The organism is Thermomonas alba (assembly GCF_022419205.1).
Taxonomy (GTDB): Bacteria; Pseudomonadota; Gammaproteobacteria; order Xanthomonadales; family Xanthomonadaceae; genus Thermomonas; species Thermomonas alba.
This window is the reverse complement of the sequence record NZ_JAJOZU010000003.1, coordinates 335,151-359,072: the sequence shown is the minus strand read 5'-3', so window position 1 is coordinate 359,072 and position 23,922 is coordinate 335,151. Positions and strand designations below refer to the sequence as shown.

The following is a 23,922-nucleotide window of genomic DNA, read 5'->3' as shown; positions in this document are numbered from 1 at the left end:
ATGCCCTCGATGCTCCGCCGCCGCTGGCTCCTGCCTGCCCTGCTCGTCCTCCTCCTGGCCGTGGCCTGGGGCCTGCTGCAGTGGTGGCGCGGCCCACGGCTAGCGGCCTATCGCGTGCAGTCCGGGCCGCTGGTGCAGGAAGTCGTGGCCACCGGTCGCATCACCGTACCTTCGCGGGTGCAGGTCAGCGCGGAAATCGCCGGCCTGGTGCTGGAACGGCGGGTGCTGGAAGGCGACCGCGTGGCGCCGGGCCAGGTGCTGGTCGTACTGCGCGCGCGAGATCTCGAGGCCCGGCGCGACCAGGCCCGCGCCGCCCTCGCCGCGCTGCGGACGGTGGAGCGTCCGCAGGCGCAGGCGCAGTTGCGCGAGGCCAGCGCCCGGCTGGATCAGGCCGAACGCGAACTGGCGCGGCGACGCGCGCTGGCCGAGCGCCAGCTGGTGGCGCGCGAGAGCGTGGAGCAGGCGGCGCAGGCGCTGGTGGCCGCACGCGCGGCGGCCGAGCAGGCGCGCCTGGCGCTGGCCGGGGTGGTGGCCGCCGCCATCCCCGCCACCCGCGCCGCGCGCCTGGATCCGGTGGAGGCCATCCGCTATGGCTGAAGCGCGCGAGGTGCTGCGCCTTGCCGGGCTACGCAAGTCCTACAACATCGGCCGCCCGAACGAGGTGGAAGTGCTGCACGGCATCGACCTGCGGCTGGACAGCGCCGACTTCGCCGCGCTGGTGGGCCCCTCCGGCTCCGGCAAGAGCACGCTGCTGAACCAGATCGGCCTGCTGGATTCCCCCACCGCCGGCGAGCTGTACCTGCTCGGCCAGCCCACCCGCAGCATGGACGATGCCGCGCGCACCGCCCTGCGCGGCCGGCACCTCGGCTTCGTCTTCCAGTTCCACCACCTGATCAACGCCTTCACCGCGCTGGAAAACGTGCTGATGCCGGTGATGGTGACGCGCGGCAAACCCGATCGCGCCACGCACGAGTTCGCCCGCGCCCTGCTTGCCGAGGTCGGCCTGGAGGCACACGCCGACTCCCCGCCAGATCAACTCTCCGGCGGCCAGCAGCAGCGGGTGGCGATCGCGCGCGCGCTCATCACCCGCCCCGCCCTGCTGCTGGCGGACGAACCCACCGGCAACCTCGACACCAGGACCGCCGCCGACGTGTTCGCGTTGCTGCGCCGCTTCAACCGGCAGTTCGGCTGCGCGGTGCTGGTGGTGACCCACGACCCGCGCCTGGCCGAGTCCTGCGACCGCACCATCACCCTGGTCGATGGACGCATCCACGCCGATACGGCGTCTTCACGCTGAGGAACCCCTGATCAACTTAGGGAACCTCTGATCAAATCAGAGGTTCCTGCCGGCCATGGAGGGCCGGCCACGCATCAATCGCACAAGTGATTGATGCGTGTGAGCCGAGTCCGGGCCTGTACCGGACTCGGCGTGGGCTGACAACGCCCGGATGGCGTTGTTCAGACCTTCCTTAGAGGTTCCCGCCGGCCACGGATAGCAGGCCACGCATCCATCATGCCCGTGATGGATGCGTGTGCGCCGAGTTCGTGCCGGTACCGGACTCGGCGTGGGCTGAAGCGCCTGGATCGCGTTGTGTTGTTCAGACCTTCCCTAAACCCGCGTTGGCCTGCATTCCTTGCGCGAAGGTGGCCGCACCAGCAGCGGAATGGCAGCCAGGCTCAACAGCGCCAGCAAAGCACCCGCACCGAAGGTCGCCACTGGCCCGTACCAGTCCCACAGCGCGCCGGCCAGGCCGCTGGCCAGGAGCAGCCCGACCCCGGACACCAGGTTGAACGCACCGAAGGCAGTGCCGCGGTAGTCTGCCGGCGCCACGTCGGTGACCATGCTGGCCAGCACGCCCTGGGTCAGCCCCATGTGCAGGCCCCACAGGGCGATACCGGAAAACAGCAGCCCGGCACCTTCGGCCAGCGCCAACGCGGCATCCGCCAGGACCAGCACGCTGAGCCCCAGCGCCAGCAGCCAGTGCCGCGGCCAGCGATCCGACAGCCAACCGGCCGGATAGGCGCTGAGCGCATACACCAGGCTCATCACCACCAGCACCAACGGCACATAGGTCAGGCCAAGGCCGCTCTGCGCGGCACGCAGCACCAAAAACGCCTCGCTGAAGCGCGCCAGCGCCAGCAGCAGTCCCAGCGTGGCCAGGCGCCAGAACGGCACGCTCAGCCGGGCCAGCCCGGCACGGTTCAACGGCAAGCGGGACGGCACCTGGGCCGACCGCGCCGGCTCGGGAACTTTCAGCAGCAGCGCCACTGCGATCACGCCTGGCAGCGCGGCAAACCACAGCACGCGCCGGATGTCGTCGGCCAACAAAGCCATCAGCGCCACCGCCAGCAGCGGACCGAGCACCGCGCCGACGGTATCCAGCGCCTGGCGCAGACCGAAGCTCGCACCGCGCACCGGCGGCGGTGCCAGGTCAGCGATCAACGCATCCCGCGGCGCGCCGCGGATGCCCTTGCCGAAGCGATCCAGCAGCCGCGCCGTGGTTACCGTGGCCACCGTATCGGCCAGCGGGAACAACGGCTTGACCGCTGCCGCCAGCCCGTAACCGAGCAGCACCAGCGGCCTGCGTCGGCCCAGCGCGTCGCTGACGTAGCCGGAAAACACCTTGGTCACCAGTACCAGCGACTCGGCGGCGCCTTCGATCAGGCCGATCGTCAGGGCGCTCACGCCCATGCTGCCGGCCAGCAGCACCGGCAGCAGGCTATGCACCATCTCCGAACCGATGTCGGTGAACAGGCTGACCAATCCCAGCAGCCAGATCGCAGCCGGGATCCGCGCCCCTGCATTCGCCTTGCGCGAGGACGCACTCATGCCGACGTCCCCTTCAGCGCCTGGATCAGCGGGCAGCGCACCTGCCGCCCATGCGCGGCATCGCAGCGGCGCACCAGCTCATCCAGCGCCGCTTCGATCCGCTCAAGGTCGGCCAGGCGGGCGCGCACGTCGGCCAGCTTGTGCGCGGCCTGCGCCTGCGCCTCCTCGCAATGCAGGCCATCCTCCAGGGCCAGCAACCCGGCGATCTCGGCCAGGCTGAAACCCAGCCTTTTGGCCGATTTCACGAACCGCACCCGCGCCACGTCCGCCTCGCCATAGCGGCGGATGCTTCCATAGGACCGGTCCGGTTCCGGCAGCAGGCCCTTGCGCTGGTAGAAGCGAATCGTCTCGACGTTGACCCCGGCGGCCCTGGCGAGCGCACCGATGGTGAGCATGGAGGCAGAGGACGGCATGGCGCTTGACTCCGTACTGAAGTACGGATGCAAGCTTGCCTCACCCTTCCGCAAAGACCAATGGCTCGCCTTATGTCCACCGCCCCGGAAAAGACGTCGCGCGCCGCCCTGCTGGCGGGCGGGCTCGCCGCCATCCTCGCCTCGACCTGCTGCCTTGGGCCACTAGTCCTGGTCGCTTTGGGATTCAGCGGCGCCTGGATCGGCAATCTGACGGTATTGGAGCCGTATCGGCCGATCTTCATCGGCGCGGCGCTGGTCGCGCTGTTCCTTGCCTGGCGGCGCATCTACCGCCCAGCAGAAGCCTGCAAGCCGGGCGAGGTGTGTGCGATTCCGCAGGTGCGCACCACCTACAAGCTCGTTTTCTGGATCGTAGCCGCGCTGGTCGTGGTTGCGCTCGGTTTTCCCTACGTGTTGCCTTTCTTCTATTGATCAGGAGTCCAGCATGAAAACGCCAGTTTCGGCGCAAGCCAAAAAGCTGTTTGCTTCCCTCGCTCTCGCTGCTGTCGTCGCCCCGGTGTGCGCCGCCACCCAGACCGTCACACTGTCCGTGCCCGGTATGACCTGTGCCGCCTGCCCGATCACCGTGAAAAAGGCGCTCTCCAAGGTCGATGGCGTGAGCCGGATCGAGGTGGACATCGACAAGCGCGAGGCCATCGTCACCTTCGACGACAGCAAGGCCAGCGTCGCGGCGCTGACCGACGCAACCCGGAACGCCGGCTATCCGTCCACGGTACGCCCGTGAGCGCCTCCTGCTGCGCGAAGCCGAGCCCTTCGCTTCACATCGTCATCCTCGGCAGCGGCGGCGCGGCGATGGCGGCGGCGATCAAGGCCGCCGAACGCGGGGCGCGAGTGACCCTGATCGAGCGCGGCACCATCGGCGGCACTTGCGTCAATGTCGGCTGCGTACCCTCCAAGATCATGATCCGCGCCGCGCATATCGCCCATCTGCGCCGCGAAAGCCCGTTCGATGCCGGAATCGCGGCGACCGCGCCGGCGATCGATCGCGGCAAACTGCTGGCGCAGCAGCAAGCCCGCGTCGATGAGCTGCGGCACGCCAAGTACGAAAGCCTCCTGGACGGCAACCCGGCCATCACCGTGCTGCATGGCGAAGCGCGCTTCAAGGACGCCCAAAGCCTTGCCGTCCGTGTCAGCGATGGCAGCGAGCGCGTTCTGGCGTTCGACCGCTGCCTGATCGCCACCGGCGCCCACCCGGCCGTGCCGCCGATTCCGGGCTTGAAAGACACGCCCTACTGGACTTCGACCGAAGCTCTGGTCAGCGACGCCATTCCCGAACGCCTGGCTGTGATCGGATCGTCGGTGGTGGCCGTCGAGCTGGCGCAGGCGTTCGCCCGCCTGGGCAGCCAGGTCACGATCCTGGCGCGCCGCGCGCTGTTCTTCCGCGAAGACCCGGCCATCGGACAGGCCCTCGCGGCGGCGTTCCGCGCCGAAGGCATCACGGTGCTGGAACAGACGCAGGCCAGCGCGGTCGCCCATGCAAGCGGCACATTCGTGCTGACCACGCCGCACGGCGAAGTACGTGCCGACAAGCTGCTGGTCGCGACCGGGCGGACGCCGAACACGCGTGCACTGAACCTCGATGCGGCCGGGGTCGCCGTGAACGGACACGGCGCGATCCTCGTCGATCGCTATCTGCGCACCAGCGCGCCGCACATCTATGCGGCCGGTGATTGCACCGACCAGCCGCAATTCGTCTATGTCGCGGCGGCCGCCGGCACCCGCGCCGCGATCAACATGACCGGCGGGGAGGCGGCGCTGGACCTGACGGCCATGCCGGCGGTGGTGTTCACCGACCCGCAGGTCGCCACCGTGGGCTACAGCGAGGCGCAAGCGCATCACGACGGGATCGAGACCGACAGCCGCACCCTGAGCCTGGACAACGTGCCGCGCGCGCTGGCCAACTTCGACACCCGCGGCTTCATCAAGCTGGTGGCGGAGGCCGGCAGCGGACGCCTGCTCGGCGTGCAGGCGGTGGCCGCGGAAGCAGGTGAGCTGATCCAGACAGCGGCGCTCGCCATCCGCAACCGAATGACGGTGCAGGAACTGGCGGACCAGTTGTTCCCCTACCTGACGATGGTCGAAGGACTGAAGCTCGCGGCGCAGACGTTCAGCAAGGACGTCACGCAGCTTTCCTGCTGCGCGGGGTGAGGGGCCTGGGGCGCTGCGACGGAAATAGGAGCCTGCGCCTGCTCAATCGAGTTTGGCCAGCTCGCGCACGGCCAGCTGGAAGGCAGTCTGCAGCGCCGCCATGTAGGCAGGGGCGCGGCGCGTCCCCGCATCCTGGATCGCGCTCTGCAGCCCTTTGACGTAGGCCACCAACAACTCGCGCGCATTGAACTGCTCGCCCAGCTCGCGCAGGGTGCGGGCAGCCGCATCGCGGACATGCCAGTCCACGTTCGCGCCGGTTTCGGCCTGGCGCGCGAGATCGATCAGCTTCAGCACATGCGGCGTGACCAGGCCGACGACGGTCGCTTTCATGGAGTCACCTGCGGGGGAACAGGAACGCAGCGCGACGATACCGCAAGCGCTGTGGCTCGCGCACGCCAGATTGGCGATTTCAGCCGACCAGGCGCCAGCCCAGGGTTTCGCCCTGCGCCAGCGGTACCAGGGTGCGCGCGCCGAAGGGCAGCTCGGCCGGGATCACCCACTCCTCCCTGCGCAGCGTCAGCGTGCCGGGGTTGCGCGGCAGGCGGTAGAAGTCGGCGCCGAACTGGCTGGCGAAGCCTTCGAGGCGGTCCAGCCGGCCGACGGCCTCGAACGCCGTGGCGTACAGCTCCAGCGCGTGCAGGCCGGTGTAGCAGCCGGCGCAGCCGCAGTCGGCTTCCTTGTCGCCGCGCGCATGCGGCGCCGAGTCCGTGCCCAGGAAGAAGCGCGGGTTGCCGCTGGTGGCCGCCTCCAGCAGCGCCTGGCGATGCGCCTCGCGCTTGAGTACCGGCAGGCAGTAGTAGTGCGGGCGCAGGCCGCCGCTGAAGATGGCGTTGCGGTTGTACAGCAGGTGATGCGCGGTGATCGTGGCGGCGATCTCGCCCTCGGCGTCACGCACGTAGTGCGCCGCGTCGCGGGTGGTGATGTGCTCCAGCACCACGCGCAGGCCCGGGAAATCGCGCCGCAGCGGGATCAGCACGCGGTCGATGAACGCCTTCTCGCGGTCGAACACGTCGATCTCGCGGTCGGTCACCTCGCCGTGGATCGCCAGCACCATGCCCGTCTCCTGCATGGCCTCCAGCGCAGCGCGGGCGTGACGCAGGTCGGTCACGCCGGAATCGGAATTGGTGGTGGCACCCGCTGGGTACAGCTTCACCGCATGCACGAAGCCGCTGTCCTTGGCCGCGCGGATCTCCTCCGCCGGTGTGTTGTCGGTGAGGTACAGCGTCATCAGTGGCGTGAAGTCAGACCCCGCCGGCCGCGCTGCCAGGATCCGCTCGCGGTACGCCGCCGCCTGCGCGGTAGTGGTCACTGGCGGGCGCAGGTTCGGCATCACGATCGCCCGCGCGAACTGCGCCGCGGTATGCGGCAGCACCGCGGCCAGCGCCTCGCCATCGCGCAGGTGCAGATGCCAGTCGTCGGGGCGGGCGATGGTCAGCGTGGTGCCGGGCGGCACCGCGGCGGGCGCGGGAATGTGGTGGGAAAGCACGGAAGAAAGCTCCGAAACGGCAGCATGCCAGCACTGTCATTCTGCCAGAGTGAAGCGTCGCCACCGCCGCGCCCCGGCGCGGGCACGGCCATCGCGATCAGGGCGTACGCGTCCGCGAAGCGCGCGCCTGCGCGCGCGCCGCGCGCAGGGCATCGAGCTTCTCCTTGAGCTTGCCTTCCATGCCGCGGCCGACCGGGTCGTAGTACACCCGCTCGCCCAGCGCGTCCGGGAACCCGGTCTGGTCGAGCGCGATCCCGCCCTCCACGTCGTGATCGTATTGGTAGCCGCGGCCGTGGCCCAGCGCCCGCATCAGGCCGGTCGGAGCGTTGCGGATGTGCAGCGGCACCGGCTGGCTGCCGTGCGCCTTCACATCGGCACGGGCCGCCTTCCATGCCGTGTAGGCAGCGTTCGACTTGGCGGTGCTGGCCAGGTACAGGGTGAGTTGCGCCAGTGCCAGTTCGCCTTCCGGCGCGCCCAGGCGGTCGTAGGCGTCCCAGGCGTCGATCGCCATCTGCAGCGCGCGCGGGTCGGCCAGGCCGATGTCCTCCACCGCCATCCGGGTCAGGCGCCGCGCCAGGTAGGCCGGATCGGCGCCGCCGTCCAGCATCCGCGCCAGCCAGTACAGCGCGGCGTCGGGGTTGGAGCTGCGCACGCATTTGTGCAGCGCCGAGATCTGGTCGTAGAACGCATCCCCGCCCTTGTCGAAGCGGCGGGTGCGGTCGGCCAGCACCTGCTGCAGGGTGGTGGTGTCGATCCGGCCGCCTTCGCCCGCGGCGATGTCGGCGGCGATCTCCAGCAGGGTCAGCGCGCGCCGCACGTCGCCATCGGCGGCCAGCGCGATCTGCGCCAGCCCGTCCGCCTCCACCGTCAGGCCCAGTCCACCGAGCCCGCGTTCGGTATCGGCGAGGGCGCGCTCCAGCACGGCGCGGATGTCCTCGGCGGCAACCGCCTCCAGCACGTGCACCCGGCAACGCGAGAGCAGCGCCGAGTTCAGCTCGAACGAGGGGTTCTCGGTGGTGGCACCGACGAACACGATGGTGCCGCGCTCGATGTGCGGCAGGAACGCATCCTGCTGCGCCTTGTTGAAGCGGTGCACCTCGTCCACGAACAGCAGGGTGCGCTCGCCCGCGTCGAACCGCGCCTGCGCCCGCGCCAGCACCTCGCGCACCTGCGGCAGGCCGGCGAGCACCGCCGAGATCGCCTCGAAATGCGCCTGTGCGTGGCGCGCCAGCAGCAGGGCCAGGGTGGTCTTGCCGCAGCCAGGCGGGCCCCACAGGATCATCGAGTGCACCCGCCCGGCGGCAAGCGCGCGGCGCAGCGCGGAGCCTTCCGCCAGCAGCCGGCGCTGGCCCACCATTTCGTCCAGCGTGCGCGGGCGCATGCGCTCGGCCAGCGGCCGCAGCGCATCGCTACCATCGGCAGACGCAGGCGAGGATGGCGGAGGCGGCTGCACAACGGGCATGAAGCGGATTCTACCCGCCGTGCAGACCGGCTAACCGCCGATCACGTCCACGCCCTTGGGCGGCACGAAGGTGAAGGTATCGGGTGCGAACGCCGGGTTGCGCGTCCAGCCGGAGAACGCGATCACGGTGCGCTGATCGAGCGCATCGGTGTAGTCCAGCCGGACCAGCTGGCCCTGGGCGAAGCCCAGCCGCGCCGACTTGAACGCGGCATCGGCGCGGCGCGGGGTGATCTCCAGCCAGTCCACGCCGTCGCCATTGCCGACCTCGCGCACTACGAAGTCGCGCTCCAGCCGCGCCGGGGTCAGCAGCAGCGCCAACGGGCTGCTAGCCTGCTCGATATCCTGCGCGCGCTTGCTGACCTGGTTGAGATCGGGTTCGTACACCCAGACGGTCTTGCCATCGGCCAGCACCAGCTGCGGATAAGGTTTGATGTATTCCCAGCGCAGGCGGTTCGGGGCTGCCATCGCCACCCGCCCGCTGTTGGTCTCCTTCTGGCGCCCCTTGGCATCGAACACCTGCTGGGTGAACTGGCCGTCCAGGCCTTGCAGGCCGCGGGTGAAGCGTTCCAGCGCGTCGCGCGCGCCGGCATGGGCGAGGCTGGCAGCCGCCAGCAAGCCAGCGGCGAGGATGGATGCGATCGGTTTCATGCGGTCTCTCCTGCGGCGTTGCCGGCAGTGTGTCGATCCTCTCCTGAATGCAGGATGCGCCTCAGCCGCGCGGCGGCGGCGGGGCCAGCACGGTGCGGTCGCCGTTGTGCTCCGGGGGGCTGACGATGCCGGCGGCTTCCATCGCCTCGATCAGGCGCGCGGCGCGGTTGTAGCCGATCTTCAGCCGCCGCTGCACGCCCGAGATCGAGGCGCGGCGGGTTTCGGTGACGATCTGCACCGCCTGGTCGTACAGCGGGTCGGCCTCGGGGTCGTCGCTGGCCGCGGCCTCCGGCAGACCGTTGGCGCCCACGCTGGTGCCGTCGTACAGGGTCTGGGTGTCCTCCAGCACGCCGGCGACGTAATCGGGGCCGCCGGCCTGCTTGAGGAACTCCACCACCCGATGCACTTCATCATCCGACACGAACGCGCCGTGCACGCGTTCGGGCATCGCGGTACCGGGCGGCAGGTAGAGCATGTCGCCGTGGCCCAACAGGGTTTCGGCGCCGCTCTGGTCGAGGATGGTGCGCGAGTCGATCTTGCTGCTGACCTGGAAGGCGATGCGGGTGGGGATATTCGCCTTGATCAGGCCGGTGATCACGTCCACCGACGGCCGCTGGGTGGCCAGGATCAGGTGGATGCCGGCGGCGCGCGCCTTCTGTGCCAGGCGCGCGATGAGCTCTTCGACCTTCTTGCCGACGATCATCATCATGTCGGCGAATTCGTCGATGAAGACGACGATGAACGGCAGCGGCTCCAGCGTCGGCGGGGCTGCGTCCATCCCCGGCGTCGGCCTGAACAGAGGATCGACCATCGGCTGCCCGGCGTCGATCGCATCCTTCACCTTCTTGTTGAAGCCGGCCAGGTTGCGCACGCCCACCGCGCTCATCAGCTTGTAGCGACGCTCCATCTCGGCCACGCACCAGCGCAGGCCGTTGGCGGCCTCCTTCATGTCGGTCACCACCGGCGCCAGCAGGTGCGGGATGCCCTGATAAACCGATAGCTCGAGCATCTTGGGGTCGATCATCAGCATCCGCACCTGCCGGGCGGAGGCCTTGTAGAGCAGCGACAGCACCATCGCATTGACCGCCACCGACTTACCCGAACCGGTGGTGCCGGCCACCAGCAGGTGCGGCATGCGCGCAAGGTCTGCAACGACTGGTTTTCCGGCGATGTCCTTGCCCAGCGCCAGCGTCAGCGGGCTGCCGGCCTTGTCGTACTCCTTCGAGCGCAGCAGTTCGCTGAGGTAGATCATCTCGCGGTGGGTATTGGGAATCTCCAGCCCGATCACGGACTTGCCGGGAATCACATCGACCACACGCACCGACTTCACCGACAGTCCGCGCGCGATGTCCTTGTCCAGCGAGGAAATCTGGCTGACCTTCACGCCCGGGGCCGGCTCGATCTCGAAGCGGGTGATCACCGGACCGGGATAGGCACCGACCACCTGCGCCTCGATGCGGAAATCCCGCAGCTTGAACTCGATCTGGCGCGACAGCGTCTCCAGCGTCTGCGCGTCATAGCCCTTCGGCTGCGGCTTGGGATCGTCCAGCAGCGCCAGAGGCGGAATGCCGCTGGGATCGTCGGCGCCGAACAGCGGGATCTGCTGCTCGCGGCGGGCGCGCTCGCTCTTCTCCACCGTCGGCGCCGGCGGCGGCTCGATCTTGACCTTGTCGCGACGCAGGCGGAGCTCGCTGTCGGCCTTGCGCGCCAACTCGCGCTCCTCGCGCAGGGCACGCGCCTCACTCCATTCGGCCGCCTGCTGCACGCCCTTGCGCGCACCGCGGTCGAGCAGACCTGGCAGGGCCAGCACGAATGCGCCGATGCGGTCCATCACCGCCAGCCACGACAACCCAGTGGCCAGCGTCACCGACACCAGCAGCAGGCTGACCAGGAACAGATTGGCGCCGACCGGCCCGAACAGCATGTGCAGCGAGTTGCCGGTCAAGCGGCCGAGCACGCCGCCGCTGCCGGCAGCGAGATCATTCCCACCGCCGACCCGCAGCGCCAGCAGCCCACAGGCCGCGACCAAAAAGCCCACGATGCCCACCAGCCGCAGCGCGGGTCCCAGATCGGCCTGGCCGTCGCCGTCCTCGTCCATGCCAAACAGCGCGAACCAGGCGATCGCGGCGAGCACCAGTGGTAGCAGGAACGCGACGTAGCCGCACAGGAACAGCAGGAAGCTGGCGATCCACGCGCCAGCCACCCCCCCCCAGTTGTGCAGCGGCGCCAGCACGCTGGGGTCGCGGTCGAAGCCGGGGTCCTGCGGCGACCAGCTGACCAGGCAGGCCAGCAGGTATAGCAGCAGCGGCGCGATCGTGATCAGCGCGAAATCGCGCCACAAACGGTGCCGACGCAGGCTGGCGCCCGCGTCGGCCTTGGCTGCGCGCATAGCTTTCCGGCTGGACTTGCCCGCCTCGGACGGAGCGTTCGCCACCTGCGATCAGACCTCAGGAAGATTCCCTAGGTCCTTGATAGTACGTCAAACCTGCATGTCGCGCAGCGCCGGATGCACGATCTTGCCGGCTTCCACGTTGATGCCCTTGAGCAGCGCCTGGTTGCTGCGCCAGTCATTGCCGGAGGCGAGCTTGTTCACCCACGGCAGGATCGCCGCGCAGATTGCCTGCGAGCTGGTCTGCGGCACCGCGCCTGGCATGTTGGTGACGCAGAAGTGGGTGATGCCTTCCTCCACGTAGGTCGGCTCCTTCCAGGTGGTCGGGCGCGAGGTCTCGAAGCAGCCGCCCTGGTCGATGGCAATGTCTACCAGCACGCTGCCCGGCTCCATCGCCTTCAGCATGTCGCGGGTCAGCACGTGCGGGGCCTTGGCGCCGGTGATCAGCACCGCGCCGATCACCAGGTCGGCCGCCGCCACCTCGCGCGCCACCACGTCGTGGTAGGGGTACAGGGCGGTGACGTTGTTGCCCAGGCGCATCATTTCTTCCATGCGATCCTGGCGCATTTCGAACACGGTGACGCTGGCCCCCGCGGCCGCCGCCAGCGCAGCCGACGCCCCGCCGGCCTTGCCGGCACCGAACACCACCACCTTGCCACGCTCGGTGGACGGCAGGCCGCCCAGCAGCTTGCCCTTGCCGCCCATCGGCTGGTGCAGCAGATGGGTGCCCACCTGCACCCCGATCTTGCCGGCGATCACCGACATCGGCGCCAGCAGCGGCAGTTCGCCGTTGTCCAGCTCCACCGTCTCGAACGCGACGGCGGTCAGGCCGATGTCGAGCAGCCGGCGGGTCAAGGCCGGTTCGGCGGCCAGATGCAGGTAGCAGAACAGCAGGTGGTCGCGGCGCAGGTGCTGCAGATCACCTTCGATCGGCTCCTTCACCTTCACGATCAACTCGCCCTTCTCATACAGCGCGGCGGCATCCGGGGCGATCTTCACGCCGAGGCGGGTGTACTGCTCGTCGCTAAAACCCGATTTCAGGCCCGCGCCCTGCTCCAGCCAGACCTCATGGCCGCGCTTGACCAGGTCGCCGGCGGCGGCGGGGACGAGCGCGACGCGCCCTTCGAGGGTCTTGGTTTCCTTGGGTACACCGATACGCATGCGCTGTTCGCTCCTGGGCGATAGTGGAGGAAATACACGACAGCGTTGCGGCCGCCGCGCCTTGTGCCGAGGCCGCGCTGCCCTCAAGCTATGGCCTGCGCGCGGCTCCGGACGATCCGCGAATTATAGAGCTTCGACTCCATTTCCATGAATCCGACCCGACACATCCGCCTGCTGATCCTCGGCTCCGGTCCCGCCGGCTGGACCGCCGCCATCTACGCCGCTCGCGCCAACCTCAAGCCGGTGGTCATCACCGGGCTGCAGATGGGGGGCCAGCTGATGACCACGACCGAAGTGGACAACTGGCCGGGCGATGCCCACGGCCTGCTGGGGCCGGACCTGATGGCACGCATGCAGGCGCACGCCGAGCGCTTCGACACCGAGGTAGTGTTCGACCACATCCACACCGCCGACCTGTCCAGACGGCCGTTCCGGCTGGTGGGCGATTCCGGCGAATACACCTGCGATGCGCTGATCATCGCCACCGGCGCCACCGCCAAGTACCTGGGACTGCCTTCGGAGGAAGCCTACAAGGGCCGCGGCGTGTCCGCCTGCGCCACCTGCGACGGCTTCTTCTACAAGGACCAGGAGGTGGCGGTGATCGGCGGCGGCAACACCGCCGTGGAAGAAGCGCTGTACCTGTCCAACATCGCCCGCAAGGTCTATCTGGTGCACCGCCGCGACACCCTGCGCGCGGAGAAGATCATGCAGGACAAGCTGTTCGCCAAGGTCGAGGCCGGCAAGATCGAACCCATCTGGCACCACGTGGTGGACGAGGTCCTCGGCAACGACGCCGGCGTCACCGGCATGCGTCTGAAGTCGGTGCTGGACGGCAGCACTCGCGAGGTCGCCGTGCAGGGCTTCTTCGTCGCCATCGGCCACAGCCCCAACACCTCGCTGTTCGAGGGCCAGTTGGAGATGAAGAACGGCTACCTGAAGATCCGCAGCGGGCTGGACGGCATGGCCACCATGACCAGCGTCCCCGGCGTGTTCGCCGCCGGCGACGTGGCCGACCAGGTCTATCGCCAGGCGATCACCTCCGCCGGCTTCGGCTGCATGGCCGCGCTGGACGCGGAGAAGTTCCTCGACGAAGGGCTCTGATGGCGGCAGCGCGCCTGCACCGCGCGCTGTCCGAGATCCCCGCCGCGGCCTGGGACGGGCTGCACGACGGACGCAATCCGTTCATCACGCATGCCTTCCTGCACGGGCTGGAAGCCACCGGCTGCCTGCGCCCCGACTGGGGCTGGCGGCCCTGTCACCTGGGGCTGTGGGAAGGCGACGTGCTGGTCGCGGCGGCACCGGGCTACCTGAAGGACAACACCCATGGCGAGTTCGTGTTCGACCACGCCTGGGCCGAGGCCTACGCCCGCCACGGCCTGCCCTACTACCCGAAATGGCTGTGCGCGGTGCCCTACACCCCGGTGACCGGCCCGCGCCTGCTGGCGCGCGACCCCAAAGCCCGCGCGGCGCTGCTCGCGGCCATGCAGGCGCTGGTGGCGCAGTCCGGCCTGTCCTCGGCCCACGTCAATTTCCATCGCCACGCGGAAGACCCGGCGTTCGGCGAGGACTGGCTGCTGCGCGAGGACACCCAGTTCCACTGGACCAACTCCCGGGGCTGGCAGGACTTCGAGGCGTTCCTCGCGGCGTTCGACCACAAGCACCGCAAGAACATCCGCCAGGAACGGCGCAAGGTCATCGAGGCGGGCATCACGTTCCGCATCGTGCACGGCGACGACGCCGGCGAGGACGACCTGGCGGCGATGCACGGGTTCTATCTGCAGACCTTCGCGGACTACGGCAATGCCCCGGCGCTGACGCTCGAGTTCTTCCGCCACCTCGCGCGAGCGATGCCGCGCCAGCTGGTGCTGGTACTGGCCGAACGCGCAGGCCGCACCATCGCCGGCGCGCTATGCCTGCGCGGCGGCGACACCCTGTACGGGCGCTACTGGGGCGCGACCGAACTGCACCCGGGGCTGCACTTCGAGACCTGCTACTACCAGGGCATCGACTACTGCCTGCGCGAAGGCCTGACCCGGTTCGAACCTGGCGCCCAAGGCCGGCACAAGCTGGCCCGCGGCTTCCTGCCGGAGGCGGTGCGCAGCCGCCACTGGATCGCCGAGCCGCGCTTCGCCGCGGCCCTGCGCGACTGGTGCGCGCAGGAGGCCGCCGAGGTGCGCCGGCATCGCCGGGCGCTGCTCGCGCACAGCCCGTTCCGCGCGGAGGACGCCGCATGAGGCTGCCGGTGCCGTGGCTGGACCCCGACCCCGAAGCGCCGTTTCCGCCGCCGGAACGGGCGCTGGCCGAGCCGGACGGATTGCTGGCAGTCGGCGGCGATCTCTCTCCCACCCGCTTTCTCAACGCCTATCGCAACGGCATCTTCCCGTGGTTTTCCGAAGGCGAGCCGATCCTGTGGTGGAGCCCGTCGCAGCGCGCGGTGCTGCGCACCGACGGCGTACACCTGTCTTCCCGCCTGCGCCGGCGCCTGCGCAACAGCGGCTGGAGCGTGCGCGCCGATACCGCCTTCACGGCGGTGGTGGACGGCTGCGCGGCCCCGCGCCGCGGCCAGTCCGGCACCTGGATCACCGCCGGCATGCGCGCGGCCTATCTGGAACTGCACCAGCTCGGGCATGCCCACAGCATCGAGGTGTTCGACGCCGACGGGCGGCTGATCGGCGGCCTGCTCGGGCTGGCGTTCGGGCACATGTTCTGCGGCGACAGCATGTATTCGGCGGAATCCGGGGCCTCGTCCCTCGCGCTGGCCATGCTGGCGCAGCGGCTGCGCACCTGGGGCTGGCCGCTGATCGATGCGCAGGTGCCCAATGCGCACACGACGCGGTTGGGAGTGGAGACCTGGCCGCGCGCCAGCTACCTCGCCGCGCTGAGCAGACTGCGGGACCTGCCGCTGCCCCCCGGCGACTGGCGCGAACGCTTCGGCACCTGGCCTGCCGCGGCGCTGGCCGGCAGCACGCAACCGCGCCCTGATTAACGGGTTTTTTGCAAGACCCGATCCAACGTGGCACAATGTCGGTCTTTAGGGTGCCCCTTCGGGCGCCCACTTGCCACAGGATACGCCCCCGGCAGACACATGGCGAAAGACGACGTCATCGAATTCGAAGGCACGGTCTCCGAAACCCTCCCCAACACCATGTTCCGGGTGAAGCTGGAGAACGGTCACGAGATCATCGCCCACATCTCCGGCCGCATGCGCAAGAACTACATCCGCATCCTGACCGGCGACCGCGTCAAGGTGGAAATGACGCCCTACGACCTGACCAAGGGCCGCATCACCTACCGCCATCGTTGATTGCTCGCCAGCCAGCGCTGGCGTCTCGCGCCCTGGCCATCAGCTCCTGCAAACGCCCCGCGAGGGGCGTTTGCACATCCGCGGCAGCGCCCTGGCCGCTTGTGCCCTCTCGTTGCGTGCTGTACAACGCATGCAAGCCCTGACCAGCGGCCATCGAGAGAGGCTCCTGTGCCGTCCACTCCCCCGCACGCCTCCTTGCTCCGCCGTCTGTCCCTGTCGATCTGGGGGCTGTTCCTTGGCCTGCTGCTGATGTTGCTCGCGCTCGGCTACCTGGCGATGCGGGCAGCCGCCGACCGCCTGGTACCCCGCATCACCTCACAGATGGTGGGCCTGCGCGCCGCCGGCAGCGAATCGCTGTTTCTGCAGGCCGAGCAGAGCGTGGACCGGCTACACCGCGAGCTATTGGCACGGCTCACCCGAGCCGATGCGCGCACGGCGCTGGAGCGCTTCGACACGCTTTTCGTCCTCGATCAGGACGGCCTATGGCGGCTGCGTCCGGACCTGGTGGATCCCGAGCATGCGCCCACCCTGTACCTGCACCAGCCGGCCCAGGGGCTGGGCGAATCGGCGCGAATCCGCGCGGTCGTGGCGTTTGATCTGCTGCGCGAACAGGGCCCGGCGCTGGTTCCACCGTTCTACTCGGTGTACATGGACTTCGTCGAGGACGGCCTGCTGGTGTACTCGCGCGGTCGCAATCTCGCCGCTGCCGCAACCGCCAGCTATACCAATCGCGACTACCCCACGATGCAGGGCTCGCAGCCGCAGCGCAACCCGCTGCGCCAACGGTTCTGGACGCCGGTCTATCTGGATCATCAGGCCAACACCTGGATGGTGTCGGTGATCCAGCCGCTGGACTGGCAAGGGCAGTGGGTCGGCACCGTCGGCCACGACGTCGCCATACAGACCTTGCTCGAGCACAATGCGGCGGCGGACGAAGTCGATGGTCTGAACGCCGTGATCAGCCGGCAAGGCGATCTGATCGCGCATCCGCAGCTGCATCGATGGACCGCTTCCGGAAACCGGCCGTTGCGCATCACGACCCTCGGCGATCCGCTGCTGACGCAGGCCTTCGCCACCATCACCGCCGCCGGCACCGCCCAGGGTGCGCGGCGCTCTCCGGATGGCCGGCTATGGGTGGCATGGGCGACCATCCACGGCCCGGGCTGGTACCAGATCTATGTGCTACCGCAGGCCTTGCTCGATCGCCTGCTGGCGTGGGGGCTCGCGGCCCTGTTCGCGATCGGGGTGCTGGGCCTGCTGCCGGGGATGTGGCTGCTGCGGCGTCGGATCGAGCGGCTGATCGCGCGGCCGCTACGCCAACTCACGCGCGCCGCCGATGAGCTCAGCCAGGGCCTGGACCCCAATCCGGTGGTGCTCGACGGAAACGACGAGCTGAGCCGGCTGGCAACGGCCTTCAACGACATGGTCGAAGAGCTGGCGCAGCAGCGCGCCTTGCAGCAGGCGCACGCCCAGGCGCTGCAGACCGAAGTGGACGATCGTCGCGAGTTCATGCAGCGCCTGGAGGAGGAACGCACCCGCCTGCACACCCTGCTCGGCGCGATGCGTCAAGGCATCTTGTTCGTGGATGCGCAGCAGCAGGTGGTGTATTGCAATCCCGCCTTTCTCGGCATCTGGGGCTTTGCCAGCGCGGATCGGGTCATCGGGCGCAACGCCGTCGAGGGCCTGGCCGAGATCGTGCCGCTGTTAAGCGATCCGGCCGCGCTGCAAGCGCGCCTGGCGCATGCGATCGAACATCCGCTGGAGCCGGCGCATTTCGAGATCCCGCTGAAGGACGGCCGCATCATCACCCACGACGCCTACCCGCTGCAGGATGCGCAGGGCCGGCACATGGGCCGGCTATGGGTACAGGAAGACGTCACTCGCGAGCGCGAAGTCGCAGCGCAGCTGGTCGCGCTGGCCGAATGCGACACGCTGACCGGCCTTCACAACCGCCATCGCTTCGAGCAGGACCTCGACGCCTTCTTCCACACCGCCGAGCGCACGCCCAGCCAGCTGGCGCTGCTGGTGTTCGATCTCGACGAGTTCAAATACGTCAACGACACCTACGGCCATCGCGCCGGCGACGCCGTGCTCAACCGGGTCGCGGTCGAGGTGCGCACGCTGATCCGCAGCGAGGACACCCTGTACCGGCTGGGCGGCGATGAGTTCGTGGTGCTGATGGCGCACGCCAGCCAGCATGAGGCCGCCCAGCTGGCCGAGCGCATCGTCCGCCGCATCACCCAGATTCCCCAGGAAATCGAGGGGCAGACCCTGCGCCTGACCTGCAGCCTGGGCATCGCCCACTTCCCCACCCACGCCGGCAACATCCAGGATCTGCTGGCGCATGCCGACACGGCGATGTACCAGGCCAAGCACACCGGCAAGAACCGCTGGAGCATCTACCGCCCGGATCACGATGCCTCGCGCGCGATGGCCATTCATTTGAGCTGGAACGACCGCATTGCGGAGGCTCTCGAACGCGGCCGGTTGCGCCTGCATTTCCAGGGCATCTACCGCGCCCGTGATGGCCATCTGGAGCATCTGGAAGCATTGCTGCGAATGGAAGATGCCGCCCACCCCGGCACCTTGATCCTGCCTTCGGAGTTCATCGGCCACGCCGAAAAGAGCGGCAAGATCCTGGACATCGACCGCTGGGTGATCCGCCAGTGCATCGGCCTGCTGGCCGCGCATCCGCACCTGCCGGCGCTGGCGGTGAACATCTCAGGACGCTCGTTCGACGATCCCGACCTGCCCGCCTTCATCGCCGATGAACTGCGCCAGCGGCACGTCGCGCCGCGCCGGCTGCTGGTGGAGCTGACCGAGACCGCGGCAGTCTCGGACATGGGCGATGCCGCGCGCTTCATCGCGGCGCTGCGCCGCACCGGCTGCCTGGTATGCCTGGACGATTTCGGCGCCGGCTTCGCCTCGTTCGCCTACCTCAAGCACCTCAATGCGGACATCCTCAAGATCGACGGCATGTTCATCCGCAACCTGCCGCAGGACATCGACAATCAGGCGTTCGTGCGCGCGATCATCGAAGTGGCGCGCGGCATGGGCAAGCAGACCGTGGCCGAGTTCGTGGAAGACGGACGCACCCTGCTGATGCTGCGCGAGATGGGCGTGGACATGGTCCAGGGCTATCACCTGGACCGCCCCAAGGCCGAGCACCCGGCCCTGCACCCGCCGCCGTTTCGCGCACGCGAGTAGCGCTCACGCCGGGCGGACCGATGCGCGCCAGCGCCAATGTGCTCAGCCGGCGCCGATGCGCGCGCGCAGGTGCGCCAATGACTCCTCGACCTGATCGACCAGCACCAGGCACAGCTCGCCCGGCTGCAGCAGCTCGAGCGCGCGGTCGATCGCGGCGAACTCGCCGCGGATCTCTTCCACCACCCGGGTACGCGGCGCGCCCTGCAGGCCCTCGCGCAGCAGCCGCAGCACCTCGCCGTCGGCACGTCCGCGCTGGCAGGCGTCCTGGTACAGGATCACCGTGTCGAACGCCGCGCCGAGGATGCGGGTCTGCTTCCGGATATCCTCATCGCGACGGTCGCCGGCGCCGCTGATCACCACCGTGCGCCGCAGCGCCGGCAGGTTCTCCACGGCCGCGACCAGTGCCGCCATCGCATCCGGGTTGTGGCCGTAGTCGGCGATCACGGTGGCGCCCTTGAACGGCAGCACGTTGAAGCGGCCCGGGGCGTTTGCCGTGTCGGCATTGAAGCTGGCCAGGCCCTGGCGGATCACGCCCCAGTCAAGCCCCAGCGCCCAGCCCGCGGCGAGCGCGGCCATCGCGTTGTCCACCTGGAAGCCGATGCGGCCGCCGTGGGTCAGCGGCACCCCGGCCAGCGGCACCCGGATCTCGACGCTGCCCTCCATCGCCACCAGGTCGCCGTTCTGCACGAATACCACCCGCCCGCCCTGGGCGCGGTGCGCGGCCAGCACCGGCTGCTCGCCATCCGCGGCGAAGAAGATCACCTTGCCCGGACACTGCCTGGCCATCGCCGCAACCACCGGATCGGCCGCATTGAGCACCGCAAAGCCGGATCGGGCGACATTGCGCACCACCACGCGTTTGAGCACCGCGAGATCCTCCACGGTGGTGATGAAGTTCAGCCCGAGATGGTCACCGCTGCCGATGTTGGTCACCACCGCCACGTCGGCCTGATCGAACCCCAGGCCCTCGCGCAGCAGCCCGCCGCGCGCGGTTTCCAGTACCGCCGCCTCCACCAGCGGGTTCATCAGCACGTTGCGCGCGCTGCGCGGGCCGGAGCAGTCACCGGAATCGATCTGCACGCCATTGACGTAGATGCCATCGGTACTGGTCATGCCCACGCTCAGCCCACGGGTGCGCAGCAGATGCGCGATCAGGCGTACGGTGGTGGTCTTGCCGTTGGTGCCGGTCACTGCGACGATCGGTATCCGCCCGTTTTCGCCGGGCGGGAACATGGCGTCGATGATCGCCTTGCCCACGTCGCGCGGCTTGCCGTACGACGGCGCCAGGTGCATGCGCAGACCCGGCGCGGCATTGACCTCGACGATTCCGCCGCCCTGCTCTTCCAGCGGGCGCAGCACCGTCTCGCAGACCACGTCCACCCCGCAGATGTCCAGCCCGACCATGCGCGCGGCCTCCACCGCGCGCGCCGCCACCTCCGGATGCACGTCGTCGGTGACATCGGTGGCGGTGCCGCCGGTGGACAGGTTGGCGTTGTTGCGCAGCACCACCCGGCGCCCTTTCTCGGGGATCGAATCCGGGCCAAGACCCTGCTTCTCCAGCGTGCGCAGGGCGATTTCATCGAGCCGGATGCGGGTCAGCGAGGTCGCATGGCCCTCACCGCGGCGTGGATCGGCATTCACCTGCTCGATCAGCGCACGCACGCTGGAGACGCCATCCCCGATCACGTTCGGCGGCTCGCGCCGGGCCGCCGCCACCAGCCGATCCCCGACCACCAGCAGACGGTAATCACCACCGGGCAGGTAGCGCTCCACCATCACCTCGTCGCGGAACTCGCGCGCTACCTCGAACGCGCGGCGGATGTCGGCTTCGGTGTGCAGATTGACGGTGACGCCCTTGCCCTGGTTGCCGTCCAGCGGCTTGACCACCACCGGCAGGCCGATCTCCTGCGCGGCCGCCCAGGCATCGTCGGCGCTGGCCACCGGCCGCCCCTCCGGCACCGGCACCCCGGCGGCGCGCAGCAGCTTCTTGGTCAGCGCCTTGTCCTGCGCGATGGCTTCCGCGATCGCGCTGGTGCTGTCCATCTCCGCGGCCTGGATGCGCCGCTGGCGGCTGCCCCAGCCGAGCTGCACCAGACTGCCGGAGGTCAGACGCCGGTACGGGATGCCGCGGTTCACCGCGGCTTCCACGATGGCACCGGTGCTGGGCCCCAGGCGCTCGTCCTCGTCCAGCGCGCGCAGCTCCGCGAGCGCGGCTTCGAGATCGAACGGCGCGTCTTCGCGCGCGGCCCGACACAGCTGCTCCGCCAGTTCCAGCGCGCGCCGCCCGACCGCCTCCTCGCTGTACTCCACCACGATCTGGAACACGCCCGGCTCCACCGTGCGCGCGGTGCGGCTGAAGGTCACCGGGCAGCCGGCCTGCGCCTGCAGGCACAGCGCGGTGAACTCCAGCGCGTGCGCCAGGGTGAGGGTCTCGGACTGGCGGGTGGCACGCAAAAAGCCGAGTTCCGGAAAACGCTGGCGCAGGCGTTCCTCGAAGCCCGGGATGGCCTCCAGCGGCTGCTCACCCTGGCGCAGCGTGACGATGGCCTCGATCGCGGTGCGCCGCGTCCACAGATTGGGGCCGCGCAGGGCCCGGATGCGGGAGATTTCCATTACGCGCCCATCGCGTCATTGGCGCGGGCAGTGGCCGCCCGCTCCTGTTCGAAATGTTCGATGCCAGATGGAATCAACGCCACCGGCACCTCCGCCGCCCAGGCGGCGGCAATCGCTGCCAGCACCGCATCCAGCTGCGCCGATGGCGCTCCGGATGCCGTCAGCCGGAAGCGCGACAGCCGCGCCAGCGGCTCTTCGTTGCCGTCACTGGCCAGCACGATCGCGCCGCTGCGCACGAACACCGCGCGCCCGCCCTGCGCCAGATGCGGCTCCAGCGGCGCGGCATCGGCCTCGCGCGCGAACAGGATGACTTCGCCATCGCACAGCCCGGCCATCCCAGCCACCGCAGGCTCGCAGGCATTGAGCACCGCGACGCCCTGCGCCAGCACCACGTCCACCTGGGTACGCAGCACCGCGTGCAGGCGCCCGGGCGAATCGATGTAGAACTCCGCCAGCGCGGGATCCGGATCGGCATCGGTCAGCACGCCGACCTGGCAGCGGTCGTACGGCAGTCCCTCGCTCAGGATCGCGCGGGCGCTGGTCTCGATCACGGCCGCCTCGATCTCGCGGTTGATCAGCAGCCGCTGGCCGGCATCGAAATGCTGGCTGGGAAGCGCTGTCAGCCGGCGCTGATCGAGGAACAACCCCTCGCCGCAGGCCAGACCGACCCGCCGCCCGGCCAGACGCAGCAGGTGCGCGGTCAAGCGCGCCAGCAGCGCCGGTTCGCGCCGTCCGAGCACGCCGACGATCGGGATGCGGCCGTCGTCGCCCGGCGGGAAAAGATGATCCACGATCGCCTGCCCGACCGGGCGCGGCCTGCCGACCGCGGGCTTGAGGTGCATCAGCAGGCTGGGGCCGGCGTTGACCTCGACGATCGCGCCGCGCGTCTCCGACAGCGGCCGCGCGACGTCGCGCGTCACCAGATCGATCCCGGCGATGTCCAACCCGACCACCCGCGCGGCCTGGATGGCGGCCGCGGCGACTTCGGGATGCACCTCGTCGGTGACGTCGAAGGCCATGTTGCCGTGGCGCAGGATGAGCACCTCCTGCCCGGCCGGCGGCACCGACTCCGGCGTATAGCCCTGGCGCTGCAGCTCGTGGAGGGCGATCGGTTCGCGCTCCAGTAATAGGGTTTCCAGCGGGAAGCCCTCCTCCTCGCCGCGGCGCGGGTCGCTGTTGATCTGCAGGTCGATCAGCTCGCGGATGGTCGAGCGGCCGTCGCCCACCACCCGCGCGGTGTCGCCCTTGTTGGCCGCCACCAGCCTGCCGCCGACCACCAGCAGGCGGTGCTCGTCGCCCTCGATGAATCGCTCCACCATCACCGCGCTGCCTTCGGCCAGCGCGCCGGCGTACGCGGTTTCCACGTCCTGCCGGGTCTTGAGGTCGGCGAACACGCCGCGCCCGTGGTTGGCATCCAGCGGCTTGACCACCACCGGCAGGCCGATCTCCTGCGCCGCCGTCCAGGCGTCCGCGGCATCCTCCACCAGCCGCCCTTCCGGCACCGGCACGCCGCAGCTGGCTAGCAGGGTCTTGGTGAGGTCCTTGTCGCGCGAGATGCTCTCGGCAATGGCGCTGGTGCGCTCGGTCTCGGCGGTCCAGATCCGGCGCTGGCGGCGGCCGTAGCCCAGCTGCACCAGGTTGCCGTCGGTGAGCCCCAGGTGCGGGATGCCGCGTTCGCCGGCCGCTTCCACGATGGCCGCGGTGCTGGGCCCGAGCAGGCGGCGGTCGGCCAACTCACGCAGCGGGGCCAGGCGCGCCGGCAGGTCGAACCCGGTGTCGTTGATCGCCGCCATCAGCAGATCGCGCGCCAGCAGCAGGCAGGCGCGGCTGACCTGCTCGTCGCGCGAGCGCACGGCCACCTTGTAGAGGCCGCGCGGCCCGGCCTCGCGCGCCTTGCCGAAGCCGGTCTGCATGCCGACCTGGGTCTGCAGTTCAAGGGTGACATGCTCGAGGATGTGCGCCGGCCAGGTGCCTTCGCGCAGACGCTGCACGAAGCCGCCCGGCGCGCCCACGCTGCAGCGATGCTCCTGCAGTCCCGGCAGCCAGGCCAGCAGGCGCTCGGTGAGCCCGTCGATGCGGTTGGAGGGATAGTCCTCGAGACCACCGATATCCACCCAGGCTTCCAACACCGGGCGGTAGGTCCAGAGGTTGGGGCCGCGTAGATAAATGGTCCGCAGAATGATGATGTCGTCGTGTTTCATGCCCGGCGCTGCGACGGCCAGACGCGCCCCACATGGGCATCG

The 23,922-nt window shown here is 69.4% G+C and carries 18 protein-coding genes and 1 pseudogene; 9 read left to right on the top strand and 10 right to left on the bottom strand.

Going from position 1 to position 23,922, the window contains the following annotated elements:
• Together ML342_RS06550 and ML342_RS06545 are read left to right on the top strand one after the other, a co-directional pair.
• Nucleotides 1-597: an efflux RND transporter periplasmic adaptor subunit gene (locus ML342_RS06550; RefSeq protein WP_240126226.1), complete on the top strand. Its 597-nt coding sequence runs from the start codon at nucleotides 1-3 to the stop codon at nucleotides 595-597.
• Nucleotides 590-1,297 (top strand): ABC transporter ATP-binding protein, encoded by a 708-nt coding sequence (locus ML342_RS06545; RefSeq protein WP_240126225.1) that lies wholly within the window; start codon nucleotides 590-592, stop codon nucleotides 1,295-1,297. The genes ML342_RS06550 and ML342_RS06545 overlap by 8 nt, the downstream gene beginning before the upstream one ends.
• Before the next feature lie 312 nt (nucleotides 1,298-1,609).
• On the opposite strand, the gene ML342_RS06540 is transcribed toward ML342_RS06545, so the two are convergent.
• Nucleotides 1,610-2,830, bottom strand: coding sequence for an MFS transporter (locus ML342_RS06540; RefSeq protein WP_240126224.1), 1,221 nt, complete (start codon nucleotides 2,828-2,830; stop codon nucleotides 1,610-1,612).
• A complete protein-coding gene (merR, locus tag ML342_RS06535; protein ID WP_240126223.1) occupies nucleotides 2,827-3,243 on the bottom strand; it encodes a mercury resistance transcriptional regulator MerR in 417 nt (138 codons plus the stop codon). Before merR ends, ML342_RS06540 begins: the two co-directional genes overlap by 4 nt.
• 72 nt (nucleotides 3,244-3,315) lie before the next feature.
• Here merR and merT point away from each other — a divergent pair, with 72 nt between their 5' ends.
• Together merT and merA are read left to right on the top strand one after the other, a co-directional pair.
• The gene (merT, locus tag ML342_RS06530; RefSeq protein ID WP_240126222.1) at nucleotides 3,316-3,672 is read left to right on the top strand and encodes a mercuric ion transporter MerT; all 357 of its coding nucleotides are present in this window, start codon (nucleotides 3,316-3,318) and stop codon (nucleotides 3,670-3,672) included.
• An 85-nt stretch (nucleotides 3,673-3,757) separates the two neighbouring features.
• Nucleotides 3,758-5,409, top strand: a pseudogene (merA, locus tag ML342_RS06520) (mercury(II) reductase).
• A gap of 42 nt (nucleotides 5,410-5,451) precedes the next feature.
• On the opposite strand, the gene ML342_RS06515 reads toward merA, so the two are convergent.
• The 6 genes from ML342_RS06515 to ald all read right to left on the bottom strand — a co-directional run bounded on the left by ML342_RS06515 (nucleotide 5,452) and on the right by ald (nucleotide 12,555).
• Nucleotides 5,452-5,739 (bottom strand): hypothetical protein, encoded by a 288-nt coding sequence (locus tag ML342_RS06515; protein WP_240126220.1) that lies wholly within the window; start codon nucleotides 5,737-5,739, stop codon nucleotides 5,452-5,454.
• A gap of 79 nt (nucleotides 5,740-5,818) precedes the next feature.
• Entirely contained in the window at nucleotides 5,819-6,895 is a 1,077-nt protein-coding gene (gene pyrC, locus ML342_RS06510; RefSeq protein ID WP_439655168.1) for a dihydroorotase, read from the bottom strand.
• A gap of 97 nt (nucleotides 6,896-6,992) precedes the next feature.
• The gene (locus ML342_RS06505) at nucleotides 6,993-8,357 is read right to left on the bottom strand and encodes a replication-associated recombination protein A (RefSeq protein ID WP_240126219.1); all 1,365 of its coding nucleotides are present in this window, start codon (nucleotides 8,355-8,357) and stop codon (nucleotides 6,993-6,995) included.
• 30 nt (nucleotides 8,358-8,387) lie between these two features.
• Entirely contained in the window at nucleotides 8,388-9,005 is a 618-nt protein-coding gene (gene lolA / locus ML342_RS06500) for an outer membrane lipoprotein periplasmic chaperone LolA (RefSeq protein WP_240126218.1), read from the bottom strand.
• 61 nt (nucleotides 9,006-9,066) lie between these two features.
• Complete coding sequence (locus ML342_RS06495; protein ID WP_240126217.1) at nucleotides 9,067-11,394, bottom strand: DNA translocase FtsK; 2,328 nt, start codon at nucleotides 11,392-11,394, stop codon at nucleotides 9,067-9,069.
• A gap of 90 nt (nucleotides 11,395-11,484) precedes the next feature.
• Nucleotides 11,485-12,555 carry an alanine dehydrogenase gene (ald, locus tag ML342_RS06490; RefSeq protein WP_240126216.1) on the bottom strand — a complete coding sequence of 357 codons (1,071 nt, stop codon included), beginning with the start codon at nucleotides 12,553-12,555 and terminating at the stop codon, nucleotides 11,485-11,487.
• 147 nt (nucleotides 12,556-12,702) lie between these two features.
• Here ald and trxB point away from each other — a divergent pair, with 147 nt between their 5' ends.
• The 5 genes from trxB to ML342_RS06465 all read left to right on the top strand — a co-directional run bounded on the left by trxB (nucleotide 12,703) and on the right by ML342_RS06465 (nucleotide 19,066).
• Nucleotides 12,703-13,656: a thioredoxin-disulfide reductase gene (trxB, locus tag ML342_RS06485; protein ID WP_240126215.1), complete on the top strand. Its 954-nt coding sequence runs from the start codon at nucleotides 12,703-12,705 to the stop codon at nucleotides 13,654-13,656.
• Nucleotides 13,656-14,789, top strand: coding sequence for a GNAT family N-acetyltransferase (locus ML342_RS06480; protein ID WP_439655167.1), 1,134 nt, complete (start codon nucleotides 13,656-13,658; stop codon nucleotides 14,787-14,789). Before trxB ends, ML342_RS06480 begins: the two co-directional genes overlap by 1 nt.
• Nucleotides 14,786-15,541, top strand: a complete 756-nt coding sequence (gene aat / locus ML342_RS06475; protein WP_240126214.1) for a leucyl/phenylalanyl-tRNA--protein transferase — start codon at nucleotides 14,786-14,788, stop codon at nucleotides 15,539-15,541. The genes ML342_RS06480 and aat overlap by 4 nt, the downstream gene beginning before the upstream one ends.
• Before the next feature lie 99 nt (nucleotides 15,542-15,640).
• On the top strand, nucleotides 15,641-15,859 hold the full coding sequence (gene infA, locus ML342_RS06470; RefSeq protein ID WP_240126213.1) for a translation initiation factor IF-1: 219 nt from the start codon (nucleotides 15,641-15,643) through the stop codon (nucleotides 15,857-15,859).
• A 195-nt stretch (nucleotides 15,860-16,054) separates the two neighbouring features.
• Nucleotides 16,055-19,066, top strand: a complete 3,012-nt coding sequence (locus ML342_RS06465; RefSeq protein ID WP_240126212.1) for a bifunctional diguanylate cyclase/phosphodiesterase — start codon at nucleotides 16,055-16,057, stop codon at nucleotides 19,064-19,066.
• A 42-nt stretch (nucleotides 19,067-19,108) separates the two neighbouring features.
• Here ML342_RS06465 and cphA read toward each other — a convergent pair whose 3' ends face one another.
• Nucleotides 19,109-21,679: a cyanophycin synthetase gene (gene cphA / locus ML342_RS06460; RefSeq protein WP_240126211.1), complete on the bottom strand. Its 2,571-nt coding sequence runs from the start codon at nucleotides 21,677-21,679 to the stop codon at nucleotides 19,109-19,111.
• On the bottom strand, nucleotides 21,679-23,880 hold the full coding sequence (locus ML342_RS06455) for a cyanophycin synthetase (protein ID WP_240126210.1): 2,202 nt from the start codon (nucleotides 23,878-23,880) through the stop codon (nucleotides 21,679-21,681). Before ML342_RS06455 ends, cphA begins: the two co-directional genes overlap by 1 nt.
• Nucleotides 23,881-23,922: the final 42 nt, after the last annotated feature.